Below are 26,208 nucleotides of genomic sequence, written 5' to 3' on the forward strand. Positions count from 1 at the left end.
ATGCCGACGCTGCCGGTCCGGTGCGTCGGATTCGGATTCGGATTCGGGCTCAGACGATGACGGGGACGGTCTCGGCCGGATCGGTGGACCAGTTGGTGACGATGGGCTTGTCCACGACGGCGGTATCGGGGAGCTTCAGCTCGGCGGGATCGGGATCGTCGTCGGTGGTGGCGATGATGACGCTCTCGAACTCCTTGCCGGCATCCCCGTCGGTGGTCTTGGGACTGATACCGGTGTACGCGACGGCGGATCCGGCGAGCTTGATGGGGTCTTCGCCGCCCTGCCCGACAGGGGAGGCGACACCGTCGGCGCCGGAGCCGAAGGACACGCTGGGAGTGTTGACGTCCAGGTAGCAGGTGATGCCGGACTTGGCCTTGGCGGTGACGAGGTAGTAGCCACCGGCCTGGGACTTCGCGGTGACCGTGAAGTCCAGGTCGTTGGTGCCGCAGGACTGCCCGTAGCCGCTCTTGTCGCCGTTGCCGTTGCCGTCGCCGGGGGCCGCGGTTCCGTCATCGGACGTGCTTGAGCCGGAGGCGCTGCTGGAGCCGGACGCGCTGGAGCCGGAGCCGCCGGAATCGGACGCGCTCGCGCCGGAGGAGGGGCTGGAGCTCTCGGCGGAGGGGGCCGAGGGGCTGGCGGCATCCTCGACGTCGGCGCCGCCGCAGGCGGTGGAGGTGGCGGCGAGAGCCGTCACGGCTGCGGCGGCGAGGAAGAGACGAGTGGAACGTGCGGCGAGGCGCGAACGCATCATGATCTCCAGCGGCGATTGGGTGGCGGTGCTTCCTGCTCTCATCGATGACAGTAGGGGCGGGGCGATCTTGAATTGATCCTGGACATGTCCGGCTTCTGTCCCAGCGGCACCGGTTCCGTCGGTTCCGTCGATTCCGTCGGTTCCGACCGATGGCTGCGGGACAGCCTTCAGGACAGGTCGTCCAGCGGCCTGAGGAACCGGCGCTCGTACCGCTTGATGCAGCGGGTCTCACGCGCCAGTTCGAACGCTTGCAGGCATTCCGGATCGGACATGCTGTCCGAGCGGTACTGCTCGTACGCGGCCAGACTGGGGAAGGAGAACAGCGCGTAGGCGATGTCGCTGTCGCCCTCACTCGGCAGGAAGTAGCCGTGATGCGTCCCGCCGAACCGGTTGACGAGCCGGACCCAGCGGCGCCCGTACTCCTCGAAGTCTTCGAGCTTGTCGGCGTCGATCTCGTACTTCAGGTGAATGGTGACCATGCCCGCATGATTCCGTGCCACGGACGGGCGTCCGTACGGCGGGGTCGATGGCCAGGGGCTCCGGATCGGGGCTCCGGCTCGGATCCGGTCCGGCGAGCGAACCCCTGAGCCTGGTTCGCGACGGAAGCAGCCGATTGGCGAGACGAGGCGCGTCGACCACTCGGCACTTCCTGATGTCGGGCTTGCCGGAGGGGTGGTTCAGCGGAGCCCCTCATTGCCTTGACGAGTGGGGGTGGCGCGTCCCTCCGGATCGCCCTGCTCGCACCGCTGTCGACAGCAGCGGCCACCACGTCGATCATCCTCATGCACATCGATCATCCTCATGACCGGACGTGCGACCCGGAGTCCTCCCCCTCGAACCGAATCGCTCTCTCCACGAGTGCGTGAGTTCCACGGGCAGTGGATGAAGAAGCGCTTCGGGTGCGGGTCGGCCCCGTCGCGATCCAGCGACGGAAACTCGCGTCAGCGTGGGGCAGCGAAACCGAAGATGCGCATGACCGCGCATGCGCTTCACCTGGCCGATTCCGGCAATAGGACGGGTTGAGGGGTTGTTTTTTCGACACGCCTGTCGATTGAATCGGGATCATGGCCAACCATGGAATCTCCCGCCCCACCCGCCGTTCACTCCTGGCGTGGAGCGGTGCCAGTGCGCTTACCGCCGCCAGTATCTCTCTCGGTACCGAGACGGCCTCGGCTGCCACCTACCCCGCTCCGGGCTCCGCCCTGATGGTGCCTTCTCCCCGACTTGACCTCAACAGCTCCTCGCTGAACTGGATACGTCAGAAAGCCACCCGTGACGTCACCATCATCCAGTCGATCGGATACGACAACGCCAACGGTCACATCTACCTCGCACAAGTGACCCAAGGAGGCTTGCGACTTGCCGGCGAGTCCGCCCCGGTAAGCAGCACCGATCGCATTGAGCACGGGGACCTGACCATTACCAAATGGGACATGTCCGGCAGCGTTCTCGGTTACATGTATCTGCGCGGCTTTGGTCACGGTATGAGCATCGGCATCGAACCTGTGGGCGGCAACGCCTACTTGTGGACGGAGACCGACGGTGAGACGGTCTCGGACCCGGCGGACGAGGACCACGTCAAGAAAACCAGCCGCGGCAGACGCCTGGCACGTTTCCCCTTCGTCAACGCCCAGACACTCGACTCCAGCTCGCCCACGCTCGCCAAGTTCACCCCGGTTCCGGGTGCCACGACCTACAGTGCCACCGTCGATCCGGTCTACGGGCGGCTCGCCATACGCTATCTCGATACCGATGGAGTGATGAAATTCCAGGTCCACGACCTCGACCTGGCGCGCCTCAACATCTGGAGCGAACCGCTCGCAACCATAAGCGAGCTGAATATCACCGCCATCCCCGGATGGCCACTCAGCACATATGGAAGGCCATTTCTCCAGTCGTACGCTGTCGTCGGCACATACCTCTACATGCTGCATGGCAACCACTATGAATTCATGCAGACCAATAATGGCCAGAAGGCAGTGATATCCCCGGCCGGTATCGGTAACACTTTCATCACCTCGGTGAACCTTGCCACGGGGGCCTTCGACCCCGCCCCTCGCTCACCCTTCGATGAAGACGTCAATCCCCTCCACACCACCGCCGCGTACTCGCTGGACTACCGCGAACCCGAAGGCCTCGGCGTCTACATCCCAGACCTCGCACAGCCCGGTGTATTCGGCATCGGCATGGCCTTTGCCTCGGGTAATGAAGGTGCCCGCGTGGCGAGCATCTACGGGAAGACCGGTCTCATCTGATTCGGCACGAGCCCGTCCCGCCATCCACCTCGCGCGCCCAGGCAGGCCGTCGGCATCGCCCTGGTTTATTGCGACGCTCCGAGGCGCGGGTGCGCCGCGGTCGGCCGGGCAGGCCGTACGCGGCAGCACCACGACCTCGTGGCCGGGCAGCCGTCTGTTCGACAATCCGGCCGGGGAGGATCGGCCGGCCGTGCCGCGACGCGAAGGATCACCATGGCTGGCTGCGTCGTCCGGGGGACGCCGCCGGGGAGTCAACGTGCCACAGCCTGCATGGTCGGTCGAGATTTGTTCGGTTGGAGTGGCTTCCGGGCGCCGTATATGACCGCTGTTGTCCGCTCCGCTGGGCACGGGTGCCGACAGCGCACCAGAACCGGCCGAGGTTCATGCTCCGGGTGGCCTGGGGGTCAGAGAGGGATGATGCGGACCTGGTTGCCGCAGAGCTTGGTCATGTCGTCGCTGTCGGAGGTCAGCAGGGCAACGGGTTTCGGCTGGCGGAGCGCGACCTCGGCGACCGTGGCGTCGATGGCGTACTTGTGCCCGTGCAGCCCGGCGCCCTTGAGGAGCTCGGCTGCCGCTTTCGCCGCCTGCTCGGTGACCGGCTCCACCTTGATGCGGGACAGGGCCCAGTTCAGGCGCGGCATGTTGGTGCGGGAGTGGGTTACCTCCACGATGGTGTTCGCCCCGATCACGAGGTCGGCTCCCATGTCGTGGAAGACCTGCAGCATCGCGAGGAGCTTGCGGTCCTGCGCGATCCAGGCGGAGAGCCCTTCCGAGTCCAGGACGACGGTCTCGATGCGCTCGCTCACGCGGCGTCCGCGTTCTTGGTGGAGCCGCCGGCGCCAAGGATCTTCGCACGGGCTTCGGCGAGCTCCTCGTCGCTGAAGTGACCGTGTTCTTCCTCGTGGCGGCGGAGGTCATCGCCCAGGAGCTGGTGCCGGATCTGGCGGGCCACTGCTTCCGCCACGTAGCCGGAGACGTTGTCCGTGAGCTTGCGGAGCTCCGCCACCTGGTCGCTGGGGAGCGTGACGGTGATGCGCGTCGTGGAGGACATGCACTAAGCATACCGGGGTATGCGCGTGGAATCGCGTGGTTCCTGCCCTGAGGAGGACCAGGATCTCCTGTACTGGCCGAAGCCGCAGACCTTGCGGAGGCAGCGAGCGCTGGGCGGTGATCCCATGGCCGGCCGGCGGATGTCCGTAGTGTCAGGGTGCATGACTGTCGGCCTTCACCAGTTGGTCAGATCGACCCTGCGGACACAATGAGGGTCGGACAGGTCTGCCGCCCAGCGTTCCTCTTCGTCGAGGAGTGAGGGCAGGGCGGCCAGCAGGGCGGTCAGCCTGCCATCGAGCCGGATGTCGGTCGCGATCACGCCGCGCGCCTTCTCGGAGGCGAGGTAGAGCCGCATGCTGTCCCGCCCGGTAAAGAGGAACCCGCAGAGCGCGGGGCTGGGCGGGATCTCCACGTACGGCCAGGCCAATGCGCGCAGTACCCGTAGCGCTTGATCCGTGCGGGTCGGGTCGGCCGGTTCGAGGTCGACGGTGTCCACCGTCACCAGGGGCATGCCCATCACGGTGGTATCCGTGCAGGGGACGGCGAGGGATGCGAGCGTGCGTGTCCACCCGAGCACCAACGGTGCGGTCACTGGCTCCTCGTCGTCGTCCGTCAACGGCACTTCATAGGCGACCAGCCCATGCCCGTCCACCGCGTCGGCGGCTCCGGTCACGACCCGGATCGAATCGGGCATGGGCAGCACGCCGCGCAGGAAGGTCCCCTCGACGAGGGGCGTCGCTGTGTAGTCGAGAAGGAAGCGCGTGAGGTACGCCTGCTGTTCGACTGTCTCCTTGGCGAGGTTGCTCACTCGTTGATCCAATTCGGACATTTGGTCATGCCCTTGCAGTAGGCCGTGACGACGCCGACCTTCTTACCCGTACCAGCGTCGTACTCGCCGTCGGCAGTACGGTGGGTGTATTGGACAATGACCACGATATTTACCAGCTTGGTGCCGTTTCGGGCGACTCCGTAGTACTCGAGCCTCCCTCCGCTCTTCCTGTCCACCCTTCCGGCCAAGGCTGCGTCGACCACCCGGCGCTTCTTGATGTTCTGCTTGCCGGAAAAGTGGTTCCAGCCGAGCTCGCCGTTGCCGTAACGCGTGGGGATGACACGCCCCTCCGGATCCGCCTGCTCGCACTTCACTCTCTTGTCCCAGTGCCGCACCGTCGACGCCTCGGCCGCCGGCGCGACCACAAGACAACTGCTGGCGACCGTAGCCACCACCACGTTGATCATCCTCATGGCCGGACCGTGCCACCCAACGGCGCGGTGTAGTCCTCCCCCGCGAACAGAATCGATTTTCTCGCCGATGCATGTGCCCGATGCGTGGTGTGAAGCTAACGGGAGCTACAGAGAACGAGCTGAACAACAAGAAAGGCCCAGGTCGTTGACCTGGGCCTTCTCCGTGGAGCGGGTGACGAGAATCGAACTCGCGCTCTGAGCTTGGGAATCACCTGGACTTCGGTCTGGCTGACGCTCCTGAGCTGGGGTGATATCAGATCGCGCATATTGCGCGGCTGTACGGCGACACCCCGGCTGACCGCTTTTGACCACTCCTGCTGGCACGTTGTGGCACGGCCTCATTCCCTGAGCAGGCTCGCAGACGTGTCCGCCCGCAGGAGTGTGGGGATTCAGATCGGAGTGCGGCCCGTAGCTCGCGTTGACTGGTACCTCGACGGTCCCGACCACCCCTCATCGCGGTGGTCAGGGGATCGACGGCAGGATCACCAACGTGCCGGTCCCTGCACCGTACAGCGCGGGCTGGGTCGGCCACGCCGTCCCACGGCTTGGGCAAGCGGTCACTGCATCAGGATGTTCACCAATGTGGTGACGCCCACGCCTACCAGGAGGGCTGTGCCGACGGCGGGGTGTCGGAGAGCGATGTATGCGCTGCAGGCTCCGGCGAGCAGCGACATGAGGACGGTCTGGGTGGCGACTTGACCGGGCATGAGAGGGCTCTCCGTGGATGTGGGGGATGCGGTGGTCCGTGTGTGGCGGCAGTTTGTGCCGTGGGCTGCGTCGGCCCCGCAAACCATCTGCGACGGGTAGGAATTGGCCGCCGACGGATTGAAGGCATGAGAGGAGTGTGCGACGGGAAATTCGACGGGTCCCGGCTGAGGCGATACGGGACGTAGTGCATTTGGACAGCGAGTGCGTTTCAAGGGGGAGACTACTGACGCTGTCGACGTTGATCGCGTAGGCGCGCGGTAACGCGACAACAAAGAGCTGCTGGATACAGGTTCCCTTCGACCCTTACAGCGGCCAACACCATGAGTTGATCTGTCGGTAGGTGATCAGGCAGCAAGCGAGCTTGAGAAAGGCTTCGTGGATGTCGGCTCGGCGTTCCCAGCGGATGCGGAGGCGTCTGAAGCCGTGGAGCCAGGCGAAGGTGCGTTCCACGACCCAGCGGTAGGTGCCCAGTCCGGTTCCGTGGAGGATGCCGCGGCGGGCGATGGCCGGCACGATCCTGCGTCGGCGGACCTGGTCGCGGTAGATGTCGTGGTCGTATCCGCGGTCGGCGAAGAGGGAGTCGGGCTTGCGCCGTGGGTGACCGACCCTGCCTCTGACCGGCGGGATGGCGTCGATCAGAGGCAGCAGCTGGGAGACGTTGTTGCGGTTGCCGCCGGTGAGGATCACGGCGAGCGGAGTGCCGTGGCCTTCCGCGATCAGGTGGTGTTTCGATCCGGATCGGGCGCGGTCGACCGGACTCGGTCCCGCGTGGTCCCCCCGCGGCTCGATCCGCTCCCACGAGTCATCCGACACGATCCAAGGCGAAGTCCCCGTGTATCGCCAGCGCCCAACTCCTGACGCGGAAACGGCCACCAGAGCCCAGTCACCTCGTTGTGGTAGCCGCTGTGAGAGCGTCAAAGCGAAAATTCGAACATCCTGCAAACTGTAATAGTACAACCCCCATAATTATGGGGAGCGGTGGCGTGTTAGGGCCGCGGGTTACAGAGGTTCATCCGAAGTGCATCGGAAAGGTATTTCTTGTCCCTCCTGGCCCGAGGGGAGGGTGCGCGGGTACCGGCATCCATTTCCGCATCCGGGCATGTGTCCCGCAGGGGCGGGAGGCAGGAATGAGATCTTATCGCACGGCAAAATTAAGCATTCACGCGAAAGGTATGGGGCAGGCTTCGGATGTCACATCGGCTGTGCACCTTTTTTGCATACGGTGCATAAAGCTGTCTATTTTTGATAAATTTTGACCGCTTCGGATCATCGCCCATATCGCCGTCCGACTTCCTGTTCAATGATCGCCGTGCCCGATCACCTGAATTCATCTACGCCGCTCGGCGATCGGCTTACCAGTGCCGCTCGTACCGTGTGGGCCAAGCACGATCGGGATACGGCGAAGTGGCTGCCGTTGTGGCGGCACATGGCGGACAGTGCTGCCGTCGCGGCGCTGCTGTGGGATCACTGGCTGCCGCGGAACATCAAGGAGTTGATCGCGGAGCCGTTGCCAGGTGGAGCAGATGACGCGCGGTGTCTGTGCGTGTGGGTGGCGGGGACGCACGACATCGGCAAGGCCACACCGGCCTTCGCCTGCCAAGTCGACGAACTGGCAGGCGTGATGACTGCGGCCGGGCTCGACATGCGGACCAGCACGCAGCTTGGTGAAGACCGCCGGATGGCTCCGCACGGGCTTGCAGGACAGGTCTTGTTGCAAGAGTGGCTGGAGGAACGGCGCGGCTGGACGCGCAGGGGATCCGCTCAGTTTGCTGTCATGGCGGGGGGACACCATGGCGTCCCCCCGGACCACATGCAGCTCCACAACCTCGACGCGCATCCGGAACTCTTGCGAACCCAGGGCCCCGCCGAGCCGCGGTGGCGCTCTGTGCAGGACGAGTTGCTCAACGCCTGTGCCCTCTCCTTCGGGGTGGAGGAGCGCCTCGACGCATGGCGGACGGTGAAGCTGCCGCAGACAGTTCAGGTGCTGCTCACCGCGACCGTCATCGTTGCCGACTGGATCGCGAGCAATCCGGATCTTTTCCCCTACTTTCCCGAGGAACAGCCGCGCGAAGAGTTGGAGCGGGTAGCCGCCGCCTGGCAGGGCCTCCTGCTCCCTGCTCCTTGGGAGCCCGAGGAACCGGCCGCCTCCGCCCCGGAGTTCTACGCCTCCCGCTTTGCGCTGCCTCCCGGCGCCGTCGTGCGGCCCGTCCAGGAACAGGCACTCGCCCTGGCCCGGGACATGGAGCGGCCGGGGATGCTTATCGTCGAGGCGCCGATGGGGGAGGGGAAGACCGAGGCCGCGCTCGCGGTCGCGGAGGTGTTCGCCGCGCGGGCGGGCTCGGGCGGTTGCTACGTGGCCCTGCCGAGCATGGCGACGAGCAACGCGATGTTTCCCAGGCTGCTGCGGTGGCTCGACCGCCTCCCCCTCCGCGCGGACGCGAGCGACGGGCGCGATCATGAGCAGCGCTCCGTCCTGCTGGCCCACGCGAAGTCGGCGCTGCAGGAGGACTACGCCACGCTGATGCGCGAGAGCCATCGCACCATCACTGCCGTCGACGCTTACGGCGACGGCAGCAGACCGGGCAAGGGGCGCCCGGCCGCGGACGTCGCGCGCAGGGCGGCGCCCGCGGAACTTGTCGCGCACCAATGGCTGCGCGGCCGGAAGAAGGGCCTGCTCGCCTCGTTCGCGGTCGGCACGATCGATCAACTGCTGATGGCGGGCCTCAAGAGCAGGCACCTGGCGCTGCGGCACTTGGCGATGGCCGGCAAGGTCGTCGTCATCGACGAAGTCCACGCCTACGACACGTACATGAACGCGTATCTCGATCGCGTGCTGGCATGGTTGGGTGAGTACCGGGTCCCCGTCGTCGTGCTGTCGGCGACGCTCCCCACGCAGCGACGGGCCGAACTGGCGGTCGCGTACACCGGGGAGGACGCGACGGCCCTCACCGAAGCGACGGGCTATCCCCTCCTCACGGCGGTGGCCCCCGGCCGGGAAGCTGCGCAGCGCGTCGCCGGCGCGTCCGGGCGTCGCGCCGAGGTGCTGCTGGAGAAGCTGGATGACGACGAGCAGGCGCTCGCCGACAGGCTCGACGCCGAACTGGCGGACGGCGGATGCGCGTTGGTCGTACGGAACACCGTGGACAGAGTGATGGACACGGCCGCGGTCCTGCGGGAGCGGTTCGGTGCCGACCGCGTCACCGTGGCCCACGCCCGCTTCGTGGACCTCGACCGTGCGCGCAAGGACGCCGAGCTGCTCGCCCGCTTCGGTCCGCCCGACCCCGATGGCGGCTCCCCGCGGCGCCCGCGGGACGCGCACATCGTAGTCGCCAGCCAAGTGGCCGAACAGTCGCTCGACGTCGACTTCGACCTGCTCGTGAGCGATCTGTGCCCCGTGGACCTGCTGCTCCAGCGCATGGGCAGGCTGCACCGGCATCCGCGTGGCCAGGATCAGGGGCTGCGTCCGGCCCGATTGCGGCAAGCACGCTGTCTCGTCACCGGCGTCGGCTGGGAGACGACCCCGGCCCCCGAGCCCGCCTCAGGCTCTGCGGCGATCTACGGCCCGTACGCGCTGCTGCGCAGCCTCGCCGTACTCGCTCCGCACCTCGGAACAATCGGAGAGGCGGGACAGCCTCTGCGACTGCCCGAGGACATCAGCCCGCTCGTGCAGCGGGCGTACGGCGTGGAGGACCCCTGTCCGCCCGAGTGGGAGCCGGTGCTTACCCCCGCCCGGGACAAGTGCCGCACAGTGCGCGAGGGCCAGCGTCAAAAAGCGGAGGTCTTCCGCCTCGACGAGGTGCGCAAGGCCGGTCGCCCCCTCATCGGCTGGATCGACGCGGGCGTCGGAGACGCGGATGACACTCCCGACGGCCGCGCACAGGTCCGGGACACCCAGGAAGGTATGGAGGTCCTGGTGGTCAGGCGCCGCGCCGACGGCAGCTTGTGCACCCTTCCCTGGCTGGACAAGGGCAGGGGAGGTCTCGAACTGCCCGTCGACGCCGTGCCCTCGGCATTGGCTGCCCGCGCGGTGGCGGCAAGCGGCCTGCGACTGCCGTACCACTTCACCTCCCCGTGGATGCTGGACCGGACGCTCGCCGAGCTGGAGGAGCTGTACGTCCCCGCCTGGCAGGAGAAGGAGAGCCACTGGCTTGCCGGGGAACTGATCCTCGCGCTGGACGAGGAGGGCAAGACGGCCCTCGCCGGCCAGCAGCTCGTGTACAACCCCGAGGAGGGATTGCTCGTGACGAGCGCGGACGGGAAGCCGGCCCGCGCGGCAGACGACGGGAAGGCGGCCCGGGCGGACGGGAAGCCCGGACCTACCACGGACGGGAGTCCGGCCCGTACAACAGAGGGAAAGCTGCCCACGGATCAGCAGACGCACGAGCATCCGGACGACGAGCGGGAGTTCGCCCCGTCCTCCGCCGCCCAATCCCCCGCCCCCCACTCCTTCGACCTCACCAGCCGGGCGTGGCTGCCCGTTCTCCTGAAGGACGGATCCGAGCGTGAACTGTCCCTGCCGGAGGTGTTCGACCAGGCGCGGGACATCCGCCGGCTCGTCGGCGACCTGCCGACCCAGGACTTCGCGCTGACGCGGATGCTGCTCGCACTCCTGTACGACGCCCTCTCCGGGCCGGGTGGGGGCATCGCTCCCGCCGACACGGACGCGTGGGAGGAGCTGTGGTTGTCGCAGTCGTCCTACGCCGACCCCGTAGCCAGCTATCTGCACCGGCACCGTGAGCGCTTCGACCTGCTCCACCCCGAGTTCCCGTTCTTCCAGACCCCGGGGTTGCGCACGGCGAAGGACGAGGTCTTTTCGCTCAACCGTCTCGTCGCCGACGTGCCGAACGGGGACCCTTTCTTCAGCATGCGCAGGCCCGGGGTCGATCGGCTCGGCTTCGCGGAGGCGGCCCGGTGGCTCGTCCACGCGCAGGCGTACGACACCTCCGGCATCAAATCCGGCGCGGTGGGCGACCCCCGGGTGAAGGCGGGCAAGGGATATCCCCAGGGCCCGGCGTGGGCGGGCAACCTGGGCGGTGTTCTACTCGAAGGCGACAACCTCCACGAGACGCTGCTGCTCAACCTGATCGCGGGCGACACCCTGGGGGTGCACGCGGCCGAAGCCGACCGCCCCGCCTGGCGAGCGGCGCCGACCGGACCCGCGCCGGCCCCGGACCTCGGTCTGCGCCCGTACGGCTTGCGTGACCTCTACACGTGGCAGTCCCGCCGCATCCGGCTGCACCACGACGCGGACGGTGTGCACGGCGTGGTCCTCGCGTACGGCGACCGCCTCGAACCGCACAACCGGCACAGGCACGAGCCGATGACGCGCTGGCGGCGCAGCCCGGCGCAGGAGAAGAGGCGTCAGGAGAGCCTCGTCTACCTGCCGTGGGAGCATGAACCCTCCCGCATGGCGTGGCGCGGCATGGAAGGACTGCTCGCCGGCCGCGAAGCCGGCAGCGCGCAGGGGCCGGACGGAGCAGGGCGGCTGGCTCCGAAGGTGGTGCAGTGGGCCGCGCAACTCACCACCGAAGGGCTACTCCCACGCGGCTACCTGATCCGCACCCGTGTCATCGGTGCGCGTTACGGGACGCAGCAATCGGTGATCCACGAGGTGGTGGACGACGGAGTGCTGATGCCCGCCGTCCTGTTGCACGAGGTGGACCGACGGTACGGGGACAAGGCCGTGGTCGCCCTGCGTGACGCCGAGAACGCGGTCGGCGCCCTCGCCCAGCTCGCCGCCGACCTTGCCCTCGCCGTCGGCACCGACCCGGAGCCGGGCCGGAACACAGCCCGCGACCTCGGCTTCGGGACCCTCGATACGTACTACCGCCGCTGGCTGCGGGATCTGGGACGAACCTCCGATTTGGAGGAACACCGGGACCGGTGGAAACAGGAGGTCCTGCGGCTCGTCACGGAGCTGGGCGACCGCTTGCTCGACGAGGTCGGGGAGTCCGCCTGGGCAGGGCGCCTCGTTGAGACCGGTAAGGGCACACGCTGGCTCAACGATGCCGCCGCCGAGCTGCGCTTCCGTACCCGCCTCCGGGAGTGCCTGGCCACCGGCCACGATGCACCCACCTCCCCCCGGCCCGCTCCCTTGGAGTCGCCCGCATGACCTCTTCGCCCCCCACCCCCGCCACCTCGGGCAGCGCGCGCCCGGCCCCCCGGCTCGGTCCAGTGGGCAGCGCCGTGCACCAGCACGTCAAGGCGCTGCAGAGCCGATACCTCAAGGACCAGAGCGAGGCGGTGGCCGCCCTGGCCCAGCTCCGCCGGGGCGTGGGCCGCGCACCCGGTGAGACGCCCGACCTGTGGGGTCTCACCGGCACTGAACTGCTGTACGCGTGCTACGCGCAGGGCGCGTTCAACGAGGAGGAGTTCCTGCGTGCCGAGGAGGCGGCGTACGCGGCTGTCACCCTGTGGTCGTTGCACCAGCAGTCCCACCACGTCTCGCGGATGCACCGCAGGCCCGGGCCCGAACTCGGTACGGCGGTGCGGCGGCTTACTCCCGGAGGGGTGATCGACGAGCCGACGCGCAGGCGTTTCATCCGCGCGGGGACGGCCACCACACCGGTGGTGCTGGCCACACGGCTGCGCGAACTCGTTCTGCTGTTGCGCCGTGACGGAATCCCGCTCGACTACGGGCTGCTCGCCGATCAGCTCTATCAGTGGACGCTCCGAGGAGGTGCGCAGGGTGTGCGCCGCTCCTGGGGCCGCTCCTACCTCGTCCTTCACAAGCCTGCGTCCAGCGCGTCCACCGAGGACGAAGGCCTGAAGGCGGACTCGCAACAGGACAGCACCCAGGCGGCGACCGAGCACCACCAGTCGCTCGCTCCGACCACGACGGAGGACGACACCCCGTGACCCGCACCATCATCGACGTTCATATCCTGCAAACGGTGCCGCCGAGCAACCTCAACCGCGACGACACCGGCTCTCCGAAAAGCGCCGTCTACGGTGGTGTGCGTCGCGCCCGGGTCAGCAGCCAGGCGTGGAAACGAGCGACGAGGCAAGCGTTCAACGAGATTCTCGAACCGCGCGAACTCGGCGTGCGCACCCGCCAGGTCCCGGTCCTGCTCGCCTCACGCATCACGTCCTTGGACCCCTCGCTCAGCGAGGAGGCGGCAATGAGCCTGGCCGTGGAGACGCTGTCCGCTGCGACCGGCTCCAAGTTTCAGGTCCCTCTCCGCAAGGCCGAGAAGGCCAAGAAGAACGACCTGCCGGAGCCGCCGCCGGAATCCTCGTACCTCATGTTCCTCAGCCGACGGCAACTCGACGGGCTTGCGGAGCACGCGCTCAGGGGAGTTGCCGACATCAAGGCGTTCTTCAAGGTGAAGGCAAACAAGGAGACGGCGAAGCGGATCGCCGACACCCAGCACTCAGTGGACATCGCCCTGTTCGGCCGCATGGTCGCCGACTCCACCGACATCAACGTCGATGCGGCTGCGCAGGTCGCCCACGCCCTCAGCGTGCACGCGGTGGAGAACGAATCCGACTACTTCACGGCGGTGGATGACGAGAACGAGGGCGCGGAGGACTCCGGCGCCGGAATGATCGGCACCGTCGAGTTCAACTCGGCGACTCTCTACCGCTACGCCGCCCTAGACGTGGACCGGCTGCGGGACAACCTCGGCACAAGCGTACATCCCGACCTGGAAGACCAGCCGGTCCGTCGAGCGGTGGAATCCTTCCTGCGGGGCTTCATGATGTCGATGCCGTCAGGCAAGTCGAACACCTTCGCCAACCAGACTCTCCCCGACGCCGTGGTCGTCACCCTCCGCTCGGCGCGCCCCATCAGCTTCGTCGGCGCGTTCGAGGAGCCGGTTGTCGCTCCCCTCGGCACCGGAGGACACCTGCGCGGCGCGTGCGCCCAACTGCTGCGCTACGTATCCGACATCGAGAAGGCGTACGGAGTGAGCGGAGACCCGAGCTGGGTGCTCAGGGCAGGAACCGTCACCGAACCGCTCGCCGCGCTGGGAACCACCGTGGGCCTGGAGGAACTGGTTCACGAGGTGGGGGAGTCCGTCACGGCGCGGCTGTCCGGCCGTAATCCCGAAGCCCGTTCGGCCACAGCCGGTGCGTCCGGGTCCGGCACGCCCGAAGCCCGTATGCCCGAGGCCCGGACGGCTCCGGCGTGAACCGGCGTACGAGCGTCCTGACCCTGTGCCTCGCGGGTCCCCTTCAGGCATGGGGGACCTCGTCACGGTTCACGCGGCGCTCGACGGAGCGTGCCCCCACCAAGAGCGGTGTCATCGGACTGCTCGCCGCCGCCCAGGGCCGCGAGCGTGACGCCGATCTGTCCGATCTCGCCGCCCTCCGATTCGCCGTCCGGCTTGACCAGCCCGGCACTCGCCTGCGCGACTTCCAGACCGCGCGGCACCTCGACACGGGCGCGAGTATGCCGGTGTCGGAACGCTTCTACCTGTCTGACGCGGTCTTCGTCGCCGCTGTGGAAGGAGCTTCGGGCCTCGTCGACGAATTGCTGGCGGCCGTCCGCGCACCGGTGTTCGCGCCGTTCCTGGGCCGCCGCTCCTGCCCGCCGTCCCGACCGATCGATCTGCGAGTCCACCGTGAGAACCTCGCGACGGCGCTGCGAGCGGAACCTTGGCAGGCGTCCGCCCGATGGCAGCAGCGATATCCGAGGGGTAGCCGGGTCGAACTGGAGGTGATCGGCGACCTCGCAGCGGACGGCAACCCCGGAGAGATTCAGCGGGACCAGCCGCTCAGTTTCGACCCGCGCCACCGCAGATACGGGCTGCGTGAGATTCGTACGACCGTGGTCTCCCTCCCCCACCCCCTGGGCGCCACGCGCCGCTCCTTCGTCCCCCCCTCCCATGACCCGATGAGCCTCCTGGAAGGATGACCGTGTACTTGACCCGCTTCCGTCTCCACCCCGCGCGCATCGGCGCGCGGCGGCTCCTCGGATCGCCGCAAAGCCTGCACGCGGCAGTCCTGGCGTCTTTCGCGGAGCCGCCACAGCAGCGGCCGGACGGTTCACGGGTGCTGTGGCGGGTGGACCAGCAGACGCGCAGCGAGGTTTTGCTCTACGTCGTCAGCCCGGACGAGCCCGACCTCACCCACCTCGTCGAGCAGGCGGGGTGGCCGATGACGGGGGGCTGGCAGACAAGGCCGTACGGCAAGTTCCTCGACCGGATCACCGCAGACGACGTCTGGTCCTTCCGGCTCACCGCCAACCCCGTGCACAGCATTAGGCGCGTCCCCGCCGAGCCGACCAAGCGCACCGCGCACGTGACCCCGCGCCACCAGGTGGAGTGGCTGCTCAACCGGCAGCAGGACGCGGGCTTCGCGATCCTGGAGAAGCCGAAAACGCGAGAGGACCTGCCCCCGATCGACGCCTACGAGGTCATCGCGCACAGCCGCAAGGACCTGATGTTCCAGAAACGCGGAGAGAAGGACACCCGTGCCCACCAGGTGAAACTGACCCGGGTCACCTTCGACGGCCGCCTTCGCGTCCTCGACCCCGCACTCTTCCGCCGCACGCTCACCTCCGGACTGGGCAAGGCCAAGGCGTACGGCTGCGGGCTCATGACCCTGGCGCGAACGGAGTAGTAAGTGGCCACCGTCAGCAAGCGTCCCGCCTCCGGTCCGCGGCAGCTCACCCGCGTCGGTGAGCGTCTGTCCTTCGTCTACCTGGAACGCTGCACCGTCCACCGCGACGCCAACGCCCTCACGGCCGAGGATGCGGAGGGTGTACGCCACATCCCGTCCGCGACGATCGGTGCGCTGCTGCTCGGCCCCGGCACTCGGATCACCCACCAGGCCATGGCCGTTCTGGGGGAGAGCGGCGCTGTGGTGGTGTGGGTCGGTGAGCACGGCGTGCGTTTCTACGCCGGCGGCCGGGCGCTGAACCGCTCCTCGGCGCTCCTGGAGGCCCAGGCCACCGCATGGGCGAACCAACGCACCCGACTCGATGTCGCCAGGGCCATGTACCGCCTCCGCTTCCCGGACGAGGACCCGGCCGGATGCACCCGCCGTCAGCTCCTCGGCCGGGAGGGGGACCGCGTCAAGCGGTGCTACGCCGAACAGGCGGCCCGTACTGGTGTCCCGTGGCACGGCCGACGGTACACACCAGGAGACTTCAACTCCGGCGATGCCCCCAACCAGGCCGTGACCGCCGCGGCACAGTGCATGTACGGCATCGCCCAGGCCGTCGTGACGGCCCTGGGGTGCACACCGGGTCTCGGCTTCGTCCACTCCGGCCACGAACTCTCCTTCGTGCTGGACGTGGCTGACTTCTACAAGACGGACATCGGCATCCCCGTGGCGTTCGAGGTCGCTGCGGACGGGCCCGAGGACATCGGCTCCCGCACCCGGCGAGCACTGCGGGACCGCATCAACTCCACCCGACTGCTTGACCGGTGCGTACGGGACATCCAGGCACTCCTTGCGCCCGCGAGTAACGGTCATCCGGACGAACGTGATCACGTCACCCTGCATTCCGACCGAGGCGTTGAGATGGCAGCCGGCCGCAATTACGGCGATCAGGAGGAGGCAGGAGACGCCATCCTCGGTGCGCGGGACGCCTGGGGGCAGGACGGCATGCTGCGGGACGGAGTCATCTGGTGACCGTCATCGTCCTCACCCACTGCCCGGTGGGTCTGCGTGGCCTGCTTACTCGCTGGTTGCTGGAAATCTCGCCCGGTGTCTTCCTGGGCAACCCATCCGCCCGCATCCGCGACTCCCTCTGGGAGGAGGTCCGGCAGTACGCCGGTCAAGGCCGCGCGCTCCTCGCCTACTCCACCAATTCTGAACAGGGCTATGCCTTCCGCACCCACGACCACAAGTGGCATCCAGTCGATCACGAGGGCCTGACCCTCATCTTCCGGCCGTCGGACCGCTCCGCGCCCCATCCTGCGTCGGCTTCCAAAGGATGGAGCAAAGCCGGTAAGCGCCGTCGATTTGGCAACAAGACGTAGCCAGCACATCCGATCACTGCTCTTTGCCGGTGACTGCGGTCCTGACGCGCTCGGGCGGCGGCGCCGATGGCATCGGAGCACCTGCCCGCTGCAACGGCCCGCGTATAGCGCCGGGCGTTACGCCCACGTCCCACGTCGGGAGGAACCGAATCCGAGGCGTCAGTGTCGGTGAGCGGAACTCATCGGGCAGGTGGCCCGATGCAAGTGCCTCGCGTATGGCCGTGGAGACGATCGGAGATCCTGGATTCGCATTTGATCTATATGTCCGTTCCTCTCATCCTTGCTCAACAAAGCACCGCACCTTGATAAAAGCCCAGCTCACAAAGACCGCTCCCCGCGCCTGTGGGGATGAGCCCTCGCCGAAATCGACGGCATCGAGACGACGATGCCGCTCCCCGCGCCTGTGGGGATGAGCCCCACTCGGTCGTGCCGATGCGGTCTCCAGCGAACCGCTCCCCGCGCCTGTGGGGATGAGCCCTAGTGATCCGGTGCAGGAGAACGCCGCGAGCCGGGGGCCCGCTCCCCGCGCCTGTGGGGATGAGCCCTCACGGACGCAGAGTGAGTGACACCGTACCCGGCCCACTCCCGGTCGATGATGGAGTCGCGCCACTGACCGCCCTTCTGGATGTGCTCGCGGATGCGTCCCTCCTCGACCATTCCCGCCGTGTTCATGCTGGGGCGCTCGCTTCATTGGCGGGGGGAGCGTGTGCCCCAGACGCGGTGCAGGTGGAGGGGGCCGAAGGCGTTGGCCAAGAGGGCGTGCACGGTGGCGGTGCCATAGCCGTGACCCAGACGTCGGGGCGCAGGACGAAGCCCATGGTGGCGCCACGCGTCTGGTGGTGGAGGCGAGGGCGGGGCAGCCGAAGCCGATGAGCTGGTTGTCGCTCGCGGCGGGTGACGGCCAGCCCGCATTCGGTGCGGAGACCGGCCTGCGCGGTGCCCTCGGTCGTGCACCCGTGGAGCGATCGAGGGCCAGGTCCCGGGGGCGTCAGACCGCTGCAGCGGCTTCCCGGCCCCTGCGGGTCCGTCGGTGAAGGATTTCGTCGAAGGTGGCGCGGGCGCCCGTGGGGTCGATGTAGTGCATGGCGAGGAGGGCGGCGATAACGGCGCCGACGAGGTCGTTCTGGACCTCGGACCAGGCGTGGTCGTCGCCGCAGGTGGTGAGGCCCTTCAGGCCGTGGAGGGCGTGCATGGCCTCGCCGGCTTCCTCGGCTACCTTGCCGATCTGGAGGCTCTTGAGCTCCTCGTCGGGAAGATGGGCGCCTGCCGCCCGGCAGACGGCAGAGAGCTTCTCGATGTTGTCCCACAGGGTGTCCATGCTGGATCTCCGATTCGATGGGTTCGGTTATTCCTGTGCGGGTCGTCCGAGCTGGCGTACGGTCCATCCGGCCATGCGCCAGGCGTCGGCGTCGATGAGGTTGCGGAGGTCGACGAGGACCGGGTCCGCGACCAAGGGGGCGAGGGCCTTGGGGTCGGCCTCGCGGAAGTGGGGCCACTCGGTGGCCAGGACGACGAGTTCGGCGCCCTGAACGGACCCTTCCAGGTTCTCGGCGTAGTCGAGTTCGGGGTTGCGGCGTAGTGCGGTGGGGTTGGCGTGCGGGTCGTGGACCGTGACGGTCGCGCCGCGCTGGTGCATGAGGGCGGCGATGGCCAGGGCGGGGGATTCGCGGACGTCGTTGGTGCCGGCCTTGAAGGAGGCGCCCCAGACGGTGACCCGTACGCCGTCGACCGGTCGGCCGAGCGTCTGCTCGATGAGCTTCAGGGCGGCGGCGGGCCGGGACTCGTTGACCTCTTCCGCCGCGCGCAGCATGGTCGCGGCCTCAGTGGCACCCAGGGCGCGGGCGGAGGCGGTGAAGGCACGGACGTCCTTCGGGAGGCAGCCGCCTCCGTAGCCGGGACCGGCGTTGAGACCACCGCGGCCGATGCGCGGGTCGACGCCGATGGCCTCGATCAGCTGCTGGACGTCGGCCCCCGCGGCGTCGCACATGTCGGCGACGCCGTTGATGAAGGAGATCTTCATGCCGAGGTAGGCGTTGGCGGCGCCCTTGAGGAGTTCGGCGGTGGCGGGGTCGGTCACGAACAGCGGGATGCCGTTGGCCAGGAGCGGTGCGTAGACCTCCCGTACGACGTCCTCCGCACGGGCGGAGGGGACGCCGACGACGATCCGGTCGGGCCGCAGGGTGTCGTCGATGGCATGCCCTTCGCGGAGGAATTCGGGGTTCCAGACGACCTCCACCTCCTCACCGGCCGGTGAGAGGCGGGCCAGGAGGGCGCCGAGGTCCCGCGCGGTACCCACGGTGACCGTGGAGCTGCCGATGACGACGACGGGCCGGGTCAGGTGCGGCGCGAGGGCCCGGGCCACGCCGAAGACCTGGCCGGTGTCGTAGCTGCGCCCGTCGGCGTCGATGGGCGTGCCCACCGCGAGGAAGTGGACGTCGGCGGACTCGGCCGCCTCGGCGAGACTGGTCGTGAACCGCAGCCGCCCGGAGGCGGTGTGCGTGGCGAGGAGTTCGGGCAGGCCCTCCTCGTAGATGGGACTTTCGCCCGCGTTGAGGCGGTCGATCTTCGCCTGGTCCAGGTCCACGCCGATGACCTCGTGGCCGATCTCGGCCATGGCGGCGGCGTGGGGGATGCCCAGGTGACCGCAACCGATGACGGATACGCGCATGGGACCGACGCTCCTTTCCCTGTCTTCGCCCGCCCGGGGAATCCGGGCCGGCCGGGTGCGCCACGCTAGCGCCCGCATCCGGCGCGGCCGTCCTTGTGCAGGTCGATCAACCGGACTGCTGCTTCAGCAGATTGACGAGAGCGGGCAGCGCCTCGGCGGCTGTGGAACGGCACCCCAGGTCACCGTCCTGGGGTCCTTCCAGCGGGTAGGGCATGAACCGGCCGTCGTGCCAGAAGCCCTCCGGATCCAGGTAGACGACCTGCATGCCGCGTGCGCGGGCGCGGGCCTGGACCTTGCGTCGGTCGGCGTGCAGGCCGACGACGAGGAGGGCTCTGGCGCCGTCGACCCACTCGACGTCCGGTACCGCCTGGTCGTACCGGCGCATGAAGCACTCGTCGAGTCCGGCGCGGGCGGCCAGCACGTCGAAGTTGTTGGTTATGACCGGTCCGACGAGGTGGCCGTCGTCCTTCAGCTCCTTGAGTGCCCACATCGCTGGGGTCGGCTCGGCGAGGAAGCAGGCGCGGAACAGTTCCACGAACTCCGCCATTTTCTCCTCCGGCTCCGTCAGCACCTCGTGGAGGAGCGTGTCGGCCGTTGGGGAGAGAGTGAAGCGGTGCTCACGCGGCTCGTGGCCTTGGCGGTCGGTGACCCGGTAGATCTCGTGGAGCCGGTGCAGGGGCGGGATCCCCGCCTCGACCGACGTACCGCAGCCGATCTCCACCTGGAACGGCCGCAGGTCCGCGAGCACGGAGAGGTCCGGGATGCGGGTGGGCGTGCCGGGTCTGTCTTTGGAGCGGATGCCGGTGGAGAGGACGTTCCAGGGCAGCTGCCGGACGGAGGGCGGCGGCGCGTAGGCCACGGAGGCGATGTGCACGTCCAGGCTCTGGTAGCCGGAGGGGAGCAGGCGACCTGCGGCGGCGTCCTGGGGGTGGACGTCGTACTCGGTGATCCGGCACTTCAGATCGCGTCGCACCCATAAGAAGCCGCCGGGAGCCTCTCGCCAACCACCTGCGTCGAGCGAGTCCAGGAGGGCGTCGTGATGCGCCGCGATCTCGTCGGCCGGTGCGGACGCGGAGTGATAGAGGTAGAGGTCGGTCAGACCAATGGCGGGGGCGGCCGTGGTGGGGACCAAGCCGTACCGGTAGCGGTAGTGGATGATCCGCCGACGCGCGTCGGCGGGGTCCTCCCAGCCGGACTGGCCGGCAGTGGCCTTCTCCTGGGTACGGCGCCAGATGCCCTCATAGATGTAACGGGGGCGGTCGGCGTCGCCGAAGTACGTGTTCCAGACCTGCTGCTGGTCGGGGACGAGCTGGTCGATGACGATGTACGGGATGTCCACGAACCCTCCCTGGATAAGCACGCGTGGATGTTCCAGGTGCATGACGGTGGCGATGGTGTGCACCGCCTGAGGAGTGAGCGGCGCGAGACCCTCCGGCGTCCGGGCGCGGGCAGGCGTCCGGACGCCGAGTGCGGCAGGCTCGCTTCCGGTGCGATGACGGCGGCCCGATAGGCAGCGCCTTCGAGGAGCGGGCCCACGTGCTCACGTAGCGCACAGGCCGGACCGACCAGGCCGACGACGGCCAGGAACCCGAGCGCGAGCCGGTTGCCGAGCTCGGACCGTACGAGGGCGGGTGCGGCGTGGTGCGGATGACCGCGGTGTCCTCCGGTCAGGGGGTCCCGCCGAGGGCGTTCTCGTGGGCGACGAGAAGACGGCTGGTCTGTGCGTACAGCCGCTCCAGCTCCGCCGAGGTGAGGATGAGCGCGCCGTCGAGGGTCGAGCCGTCGTCGCAGTGGAGGACGACGGGTACCGAGCCCTGGCGGGCACGCGGGTCGTAGACCGAGTCCCGGCCGGGCAGCAGCGTGGCGTGGGTGGCCTTCACCGGTACGGGCCTGAGCGTCGCGCCGTCGGCGGGCGCGGACCACGCGGCTCCGCCGCCGGGCGGGCGCAGGTGGTAGGTCGTCGCGGAGCCCTCACCGGGGAGGGCGACCACGACTCCGAGACGGCCGTCACGGGAGATATCGGTAGCGAGGTCGCCGAGTCGGGGAGTGAACGGAGCTGCCATTCCCAACTCGACGCCCTGCGACGGTAGGTGGGGAGAACGTCGTCCAGTCATGCCCCGAAGTTAGGAGCGTGCGAGCCCTCGAATATGAGCGGGAGGAATACGACTCCTATCCGTCCAGGTGGAAGCGGTCGGACATGCGTCGCAACTTCTCCCGGGTGGCGGCCCGTTCGGCGTGGACGATGCTGCGGAGCGTGGAGCGGGCGATGGGATGGTTCCGTACGAGCTGCGGCGCGATCCGCTCCGCTGTCTCCAGCTCGGCCAGGGCCTTGTCGCGGTTCCCGTCCCACAGCCATGCTCGCGCGACGTCCATGTGGTGGTGTCCCTGACGGGAGTTGGGAAGTGCCCCCACCAGCACTGGGCTGGTGCGGCGGTTTATCTCCAGCGCCTGGCTCTGCTTGCCCATCTCCAGTGCCACGCTGATCGCGTGGATCTGAACGTTCCCCGCGGAGAACGTCAGCGAGTGCCGGTCGTACACCGGTGCGCCGACGTACGCGTCCATGCGCTCGGCGGCGTCCTTCGCGTGACCGATCCGTTCCTCGGCCTCCGAGGAACGGCCGGCCCGAGCGGCGGAAACCGCTGCCCGCAGCTGCAGCGTGCCCCAGGCTCGCACGGCCAGAGGATCACCGACTTCGTACGGCTGCTGCACCGAGGTGATCGCCTTGTCCGAGAGTGAGAGGGCGTCGGACCAGTCGGCCGTGGCCCACATGTCCCAGACCCGCATCCAGTCGGCCACGGCGGGCAGCACGGGGTCTCCGGAAAGCCTGGCCGACCACGCGGCCCGCTCGCACGCCATGGCCACCAGTTCGGGGTGCCCGAGGGCGTGGGCGGCGGTGTGCGCGAACTTGCAGCACACCGCGTAGACGGCGTACGCCTCCTCCCGCTCGTGGCCATGCGACTCTTCCGCCAGGGCCCGTGCTTCGCGGAACAGGTCCGGCAGGACGCGGAGGATCGCCACGTTGGAGGCGGTGTCCCGGAGCCGGTGCAGCCGCGTCACCTCACGCCACAGTTGCGATGTCGGCCGGGGAGTCCCGTCGAAGACGGGCGCGAGGTCGTAGCGGCGCAGCTCTCGCAGGATCGAGGAGGCGGCGATCTGCCACTGGTTGTCGTCGGGCGAGCTGTTGTACGGGCGCCCGATCAGGTCGTTCGGATGGATGTGCAGCTCGGCGGCGACCTGGTTGAGCAACCCGACCCGGTCGAGCTCGATCAGGCCGCGTTCCATCTTGGACACCCAGCCCTGCGACTTCCCCAGGGCTGCCGCCAGATCGGCTTGCGGCATGCCCAACCGCAGTCGCGCTCTGCGAGCGCGCCGGCCGATCTCCTCGGCTTCCTCCAGCATCAGGAACACCTCCCAACCGCCGGACCACCCGGCGTGATCGCCGTTTCGTCCGTACGGAGTTCGTCATCAGTACGGTACCCATGACACGGCTCGCGCGTGCGGCGAGCTGCCGTGATTAACGGCGCCAGGACGTGGGCCCCTGCCTTGTGACGAATGCCTTGCCGACTGTGGCTGCCAAGCCTGCGCGAGGCGTCCGCGATGGAAGAGGCCGCCCGTACCGTCCTGTCCGCGGAGTAAGTCAGGCCCGCGCGGTCAGGTCGGTGAGAAGGGCACGTGCCTGCGGGCTGAGGCCGTCGACGATCTCCCGGGCATAGGGCGTCTCCGGGTGGCGGATGGCAGGCCAGTCCACTGCGAGCTGTTCGATGGCTTGCTGGGTGTGGGGCAGGCCACTTCGGATGGATGGGGGCGGGACTCAGAGGAAGGGTTCTCGTCATCAGGAGCATCATCGGCGCAGGTCATCAAGGCGCTTATGGCACGCGAAGGGCACGCGCCGCGAAACTGGTCTAGACAACAAGAAAGGCCCCGGTCATTGACCTGGGCCTTCTTCGAAGAGCGGGTGACGAGAATCGAACTCGCGCTCTGAGCTTGGGAATCAAGGGTCTCGTTGTCAAAGACGGCGGCTGACCAGCAGAAACAGGAGCGTGGAGGTAGGGGGAGGCTCTCGCTGAGAACCGCAAATGACCGTTGTTGCCCGCCCTACCGGGCACGGCTCGGGCACGGTAGCGCTAGTTCAAGCAGGACATTGCGCCGCTGATGTTGCCCTGGTTCAGCTTCGGGTGAGCGGAGAGACCGATTGCAGGCGCTGCGCTCGGCCCGCTTCTCGCAAGCAGAAGTAGGGAGCGAGGGCCGCAGCGAGCACAACGAACAGATTCGTGATTACGGAAACGATCACCGGAACCACCTCCCCTGTGAGCCAAACGGCGAGCGCGAACAGCAAGGTCAAGGTGCAGAGACCAAACGCGACTTTCCGGAGCCAAGGTGCCCAACTGCGGCCTGCGATTCCGCCTTTGCATCGCCCCGACATCGGAAGGTTCCGAGAGGCCGGCGAAGCGCAGTGCCTCGCGTAGCCTACCGCCAGACAGTGTGACAAGCATCTCCGCAGGTCACGGGTGCAGGCCGGGTGTCAGGGCAGAGGGCGAGCAGTAGGAGGCTCTCGGGCGTGGCCCTCGGTAGGCGTCGATACTTGACGGTAATCTTCTATCGAACTAAAGTTCGATCCAGCCCGGTTCCAAAAATTGGCCCTCTCGTGAGGTACGATTTTTGGAACGTTGATCGGGGAGGACTGTATGGAAGCCGTGTGTCACGTTGGCGTCGATGCGACTGAGCGACTGAACACTCTTGGGCTGGTGCCGGAGGACATCTACCTGCCACTAGGTAAAGCGTCTGCGGAAGCTCGGCTCGCCACGGAGCTGGACTCCCCTGGCATGGCTGGGTACACCTTCTGGTCGCGCTGCAACCGGTTTTTCCGTGAGCAGATGATGCAAGAGCAGCGCGGATGGACGCACAGCAACTCCCAGCAGATCCTTCGTTGCATCCATCCCTCTGGGCGATTCGCGGTCACTGCGGTCAGCGCTTCGGGTTCTGTCGGAGATGAGGGCGCGTCCTGGTCGGGCGACATCCGCACCAAGAACCCGAAGGGGCCGGCCGTTGCTAAGCTAGTACAGCGCAACGGCGAACAGCTCGCCCTGTTCCACTTCCCCGGTCAGCGCTTGGAAACTCCGGACATCAACGAGATCCCGACTTGGTTCCTGCTCTATAAGTCCTCGAAAGACGGGCTTTCTTTCGAGCTGTCGCTTCCCGTTGAAATGCACGGTAAGTATGTGGATACCTGGCGCGAACGAATCATCCTGCCCGATAACCCGTTCCAGGGGCCGGGATTCGATATCAAGCGGCTTGATGAGATCGTTGAAGACGTCGCCGTTGATGTCCCGGTGGAATTCAAGGGAGCAGTTTAATCCCACGCAACTAATGGAGATGGTTTGTCATGCTGACTTCCTCGCGGCTAATTCTTGCGCGAAAGCGAAGGCGCATGACCCTTTCCAGGCTTTCGCAGCAGTCCGGTGTTTCAGTGCGCAGTCTTACGGCTTTCGAGAATGGCCACAAAGACCCAGCGCCTGAAACACTGGAGCTGCTTGCCGCAGCACTCGATTTGCCGATCTCATTTTTCTTCGCATCGGAAGTCGAAGAGATTGAGATTGACGCGCTTTCTTTTAGGGCGCTATCAAAGATGAGTGCGCTGGACAGGGATGCCGCGCGCAGTGCCGGCAGGATCGCTATTGAGATTAATCGGTGGCTCGAAGAGCGGTTCACCCTTCCAAAGTGCAATGTTCCCACGTTGCCTCATTTGGGCCCGGAAGAGGCGGCGGAACGGGTGCGTGCGCTCTGGGGTTTGGGGGAAGCCCCTATCCCGAATATGGTCCATCTTCTCGAATCGCACGGCGTTCGAGTTTTCTCCTTGGCTGCAGACTGTTCATCGGTTGACGCGTACTCTTTGCGATGGAAAGAAAAAACTCCGTTCGTGTATTTGAATCTCGAAAAGAGCGGAGAGAGGGGTAGGTTTGATGCTGCCCATGAGCTTGGTCACCTTGTTCTGCACTCGGCTCATCGAATTCCGCACGGACCGGAAGCTGAGCAAGAGGCGCAGCAATTTGCCTCTGCCTTTTTGATGCCTCGTGCTGGTGTTATTGCCCAACTGCTGCACAATGCTGATGCGCGCCGCATTTTGAGTGCGAAGAAGAAATGGAAAGTGGCGGCTGTCGCTCTTGCGTACAGGCTCAAAGATCTAAATCTAATCACTGACTGGGGATATCGAACCACGGTAAAGCAGTTGTCTCAAATGGGGTATCGGCGTGGGGAGCCGGATGGAATAATGCGAGAGACTTCTCAATTGCTGAGTAAGGTCTTCGCGGCTCTGCGTGTTGGTGGTATTTCTCCGGTTAAAATGGCGGATGATCTCCGAATTAATGTCGACGAGTTGAATCGACATGTTTTCGGTCTCGTCCCTTTGGCGCTCGATGGCGACCAGGAGCCGGGACAAGACGTAACGCGCCCGAATCTTCGCTTGGTCAGCGGATGATGCGGCATCAGCCACTTTTTTACCCACCACTCTCCCCGGCTCCCATCCCGTCCGCCTTCGACCCACACACCGTGGAGCGGTCGTGGTTCAGGGCGTCAAGGTGGAGCGCGCCACTGTACGAACGACCT

At 67.1% G+C, this 26,208-nt stretch carries 22 protein-coding genes and 1 pseudogene; 10 read left to right on the top strand and 13 right to left on the bottom strand.

The window, feature by feature from the left end; genetic code table 11:
* Positions 1-49: 49 nt before the first annotated feature.
* Both ACWCSV_RS28190 and ACWCSV_RS28195 read right to left on the bottom strand, forming a co-directional pair.
* Positions 50-748: a hypothetical protein gene (locus tag ACWCSV_RS28190; RefSeq protein ID WP_451146955.1), complete on the bottom strand. Its 699-nt coding sequence runs from the start codon at positions 746-748 to the stop codon at positions 50-52.
* A gap of 170 nt (positions 749-918) precedes the next feature.
* Positions 919-1,230, bottom strand: coding sequence for an NIPSNAP family protein (locus ACWCSV_RS28195; RefSeq protein WP_451146911.1), 312 nt, complete (start codon positions 1,228-1,230; stop codon positions 919-921).
* Positions 1,231-1,815: 585 nt separating this feature from the next.
* Between ACWCSV_RS28195 and ACWCSV_RS28200 the strand changes: the two genes are divergently transcribed.
* Positions 1,816-3,006 (top strand): phage baseplate protein, encoded by a 1,191-nt coding sequence (locus ACWCSV_RS28200; RefSeq protein WP_451146913.1) that lies wholly within the window; start codon positions 1,816-1,818, stop codon positions 3,004-3,006.
* Between the two features lie 404 nt (positions 3,007-3,410).
* Here ACWCSV_RS28200 and ACWCSV_RS28205 read toward each other — a convergent pair whose 3' ends face one another.
* The 6 genes and pseudogenes from ACWCSV_RS28205 to ACWCSV_RS28230 all read right to left on the bottom strand — a co-directional run.
* On the bottom strand, positions 3,411-3,812 hold the full coding sequence (locus ACWCSV_RS28205; RefSeq protein ID WP_451146915.1) for a DNA-binding protein: 402 nt from the start codon (positions 3,810-3,812) through the stop codon (positions 3,411-3,413).
* The gene (locus tag ACWCSV_RS28210) at positions 3,809-4,057 is read right to left on the bottom strand and encodes a hypothetical protein (protein WP_451146917.1); all 249 of its coding nucleotides are present in this window, start codon (positions 4,055-4,057) and stop codon (positions 3,809-3,811) included. Before ACWCSV_RS28210 ends, ACWCSV_RS28205 begins: the two co-directional genes overlap by 4 nt.
* Before the next feature lie 174 nt (positions 4,058-4,231).
* The gene (locus tag ACWCSV_RS28215) at positions 4,232-4,885 is read right to left on the bottom strand and encodes a hypothetical protein (RefSeq protein WP_451146919.1); all 654 of its coding nucleotides are present in this window, start codon (positions 4,883-4,885) and stop codon (positions 4,232-4,234) included.
* Positions 4,861-5,298, bottom strand: a complete 438-nt coding sequence (locus tag ACWCSV_RS28220) for a hypothetical protein (RefSeq protein ID WP_451146921.1) — start codon at positions 5,296-5,298, stop codon at positions 4,861-4,863. The genes ACWCSV_RS28215 and ACWCSV_RS28220 overlap by 25 nt, the downstream gene beginning before the upstream one ends.
* Positions 5,299-5,855: 557 nt before the next feature.
* Positions 5,856-6,005 (bottom strand): hypothetical protein, encoded by a 150-nt coding sequence (locus ACWCSV_RS28225; RefSeq protein ID WP_451146923.1) that lies wholly within the window; start codon positions 6,003-6,005, stop codon positions 5,856-5,858.
* Between the two features lie 304 nt (positions 6,006-6,309).
* Positions 6,310-6,783, bottom strand: a pseudogene (locus ACWCSV_RS28230) (IS5 family transposase); the annotation flags it as partial.
* Positions 6,784-7,306: 523 nt separating this feature from the next.
* On the opposite strand from ACWCSV_RS28230, the gene casA reads away from it, so the two are divergent.
* The 7 genes from casA to cas2e are packed head-to-tail and all read left to right on the top strand — an operon-like array spanning position 7,307 to position 16,937.
* Positions 7,307-12,118, top strand: a complete 4,812-nt coding sequence (gene casA / locus ACWCSV_RS28235; RefSeq protein ID WP_451146925.1) for a type I-E CRISPR-associated protein Cse1/CasA — start codon at positions 7,307-7,309, stop codon at positions 12,116-12,118.
* Positions 12,115-12,864, top strand: a complete 750-nt coding sequence (gene casB / locus ACWCSV_RS28240; protein ID WP_451146927.1) for a type I-E CRISPR-associated protein Cse2/CasB — start codon at positions 12,115-12,117, stop codon at positions 12,862-12,864. The genes casA and casB overlap by 4 nt, the downstream gene beginning before the upstream one ends.
* A complete protein-coding gene (cas7e, locus tag ACWCSV_RS28245; protein WP_451146929.1) occupies positions 12,861-14,138 on the top strand; it encodes a type I-E CRISPR-associated protein Cas7/Cse4/CasC in 1,278 nt (425 codons plus the stop codon). The genes casB and cas7e overlap by 4 nt, the downstream gene beginning before the upstream one ends.
* Complete coding sequence (gene cas5e, locus ACWCSV_RS28250) at positions 14,135-14,863, top strand: type I-E CRISPR-associated protein Cas5/CasD (protein ID WP_451146931.1); 729 nt, start codon at positions 14,135-14,137, stop codon at positions 14,861-14,863. Before cas7e ends, cas5e begins: the two co-directional genes overlap by 4 nt.
* Entirely contained in the window at positions 14,860-15,570 is a 711-nt protein-coding gene (gene cas6e, locus ACWCSV_RS28255) for a type I-E CRISPR-associated protein Cas6/Cse3/CasE (RefSeq protein WP_451146933.1), read from the top strand. The genes cas5e and cas6e overlap by 4 nt, the downstream gene beginning before the upstream one ends.
* A gap of 3 nt (positions 15,571-15,573) precedes the next feature.
* On the top strand, positions 15,574-16,587 hold the full coding sequence (gene cas1e / locus ACWCSV_RS28260; protein ID WP_451146935.1) for a type I-E CRISPR-associated endonuclease Cas1e: 1,014 nt from the start codon (positions 15,574-15,576) through the stop codon (positions 16,585-16,587).
* Complete coding sequence (cas2e, locus tag ACWCSV_RS28265; RefSeq protein WP_451146937.1) at positions 16,584-16,937, top strand: type I-E CRISPR-associated endoribonuclease Cas2e; 354 nt, start codon at positions 16,584-16,586, stop codon at positions 16,935-16,937. The genes cas1e and cas2e overlap by 4 nt, the downstream gene beginning before the upstream one ends.
* A gap of 988 nt (positions 16,938-17,925) precedes the next feature.
* Here the strand turns inward: cas2e and ACWCSV_RS28270 are convergent.
* The 5 genes from ACWCSV_RS28270 to ACWCSV_RS28290 all read right to left on the bottom strand — a co-directional run bounded on the left by ACWCSV_RS28270 (position 17,926) and on the right by ACWCSV_RS28290 (position 23,004).
* Complete coding sequence (locus ACWCSV_RS28270) at positions 17,926-18,255, bottom strand: MazG-like family protein (protein ID WP_451146939.1); 330 nt, start codon at positions 18,253-18,255, stop codon at positions 17,926-17,928.
* Positions 18,256-18,282: 27 nt separating this feature from the next.
* Entirely contained in the window at positions 18,283-19,605 is a 1,323-nt protein-coding gene (locus tag ACWCSV_RS28275) for a UDP-glucose dehydrogenase family protein (RefSeq protein WP_451146941.1), read from the bottom strand.
* A 106-nt stretch (positions 19,606-19,711) separates the two neighbouring features.
* On the bottom strand, positions 19,712-20,944 hold the full coding sequence (locus ACWCSV_RS28280; protein ID WP_451146957.1) for a hypothetical protein: 1,233 nt from the start codon (positions 20,942-20,944) through the stop codon (positions 19,712-19,714).
* 328 nt (positions 20,945-21,272) lie between these two features.
* Positions 21,273-21,668: a hypothetical protein gene (locus ACWCSV_RS28285; protein ID WP_451146943.1), complete on the bottom strand. Its 396-nt coding sequence runs from the start codon at positions 21,666-21,668 to the stop codon at positions 21,273-21,275.
* Positions 21,669-21,774: 106 nt separating this feature from the next.
* Positions 21,775-23,004, bottom strand: a complete 1,230-nt coding sequence (locus tag ACWCSV_RS28290) for a helix-turn-helix domain-containing protein (protein ID WP_387365728.1) — start codon at positions 23,002-23,004, stop codon at positions 21,775-21,777.
* 1,346 nt (positions 23,005-24,350) lie between these two features.
* Here ACWCSV_RS28290 and ACWCSV_RS28295 point away from each other — a divergent pair.
* Entirely contained in the window at positions 24,351-24,959 is a 609-nt protein-coding gene (locus ACWCSV_RS28295; RefSeq protein ID WP_451146945.1) for a hypothetical protein, read from the top strand.
* Positions 24,960-24,988: 29 nt separating this feature from the next.
* On the top strand, positions 24,989-26,080 hold the full coding sequence (locus ACWCSV_RS28300; RefSeq protein WP_451146947.1) for a helix-turn-helix domain-containing protein: 1,092 nt from the start codon (positions 24,989-24,991) through the stop codon (positions 26,078-26,080).
* Positions 26,081-26,208: the final 128 nt, after the last annotated feature.

Source organism: Streptomyces sp. NPDC001770, from assembly GCF_053596135.1.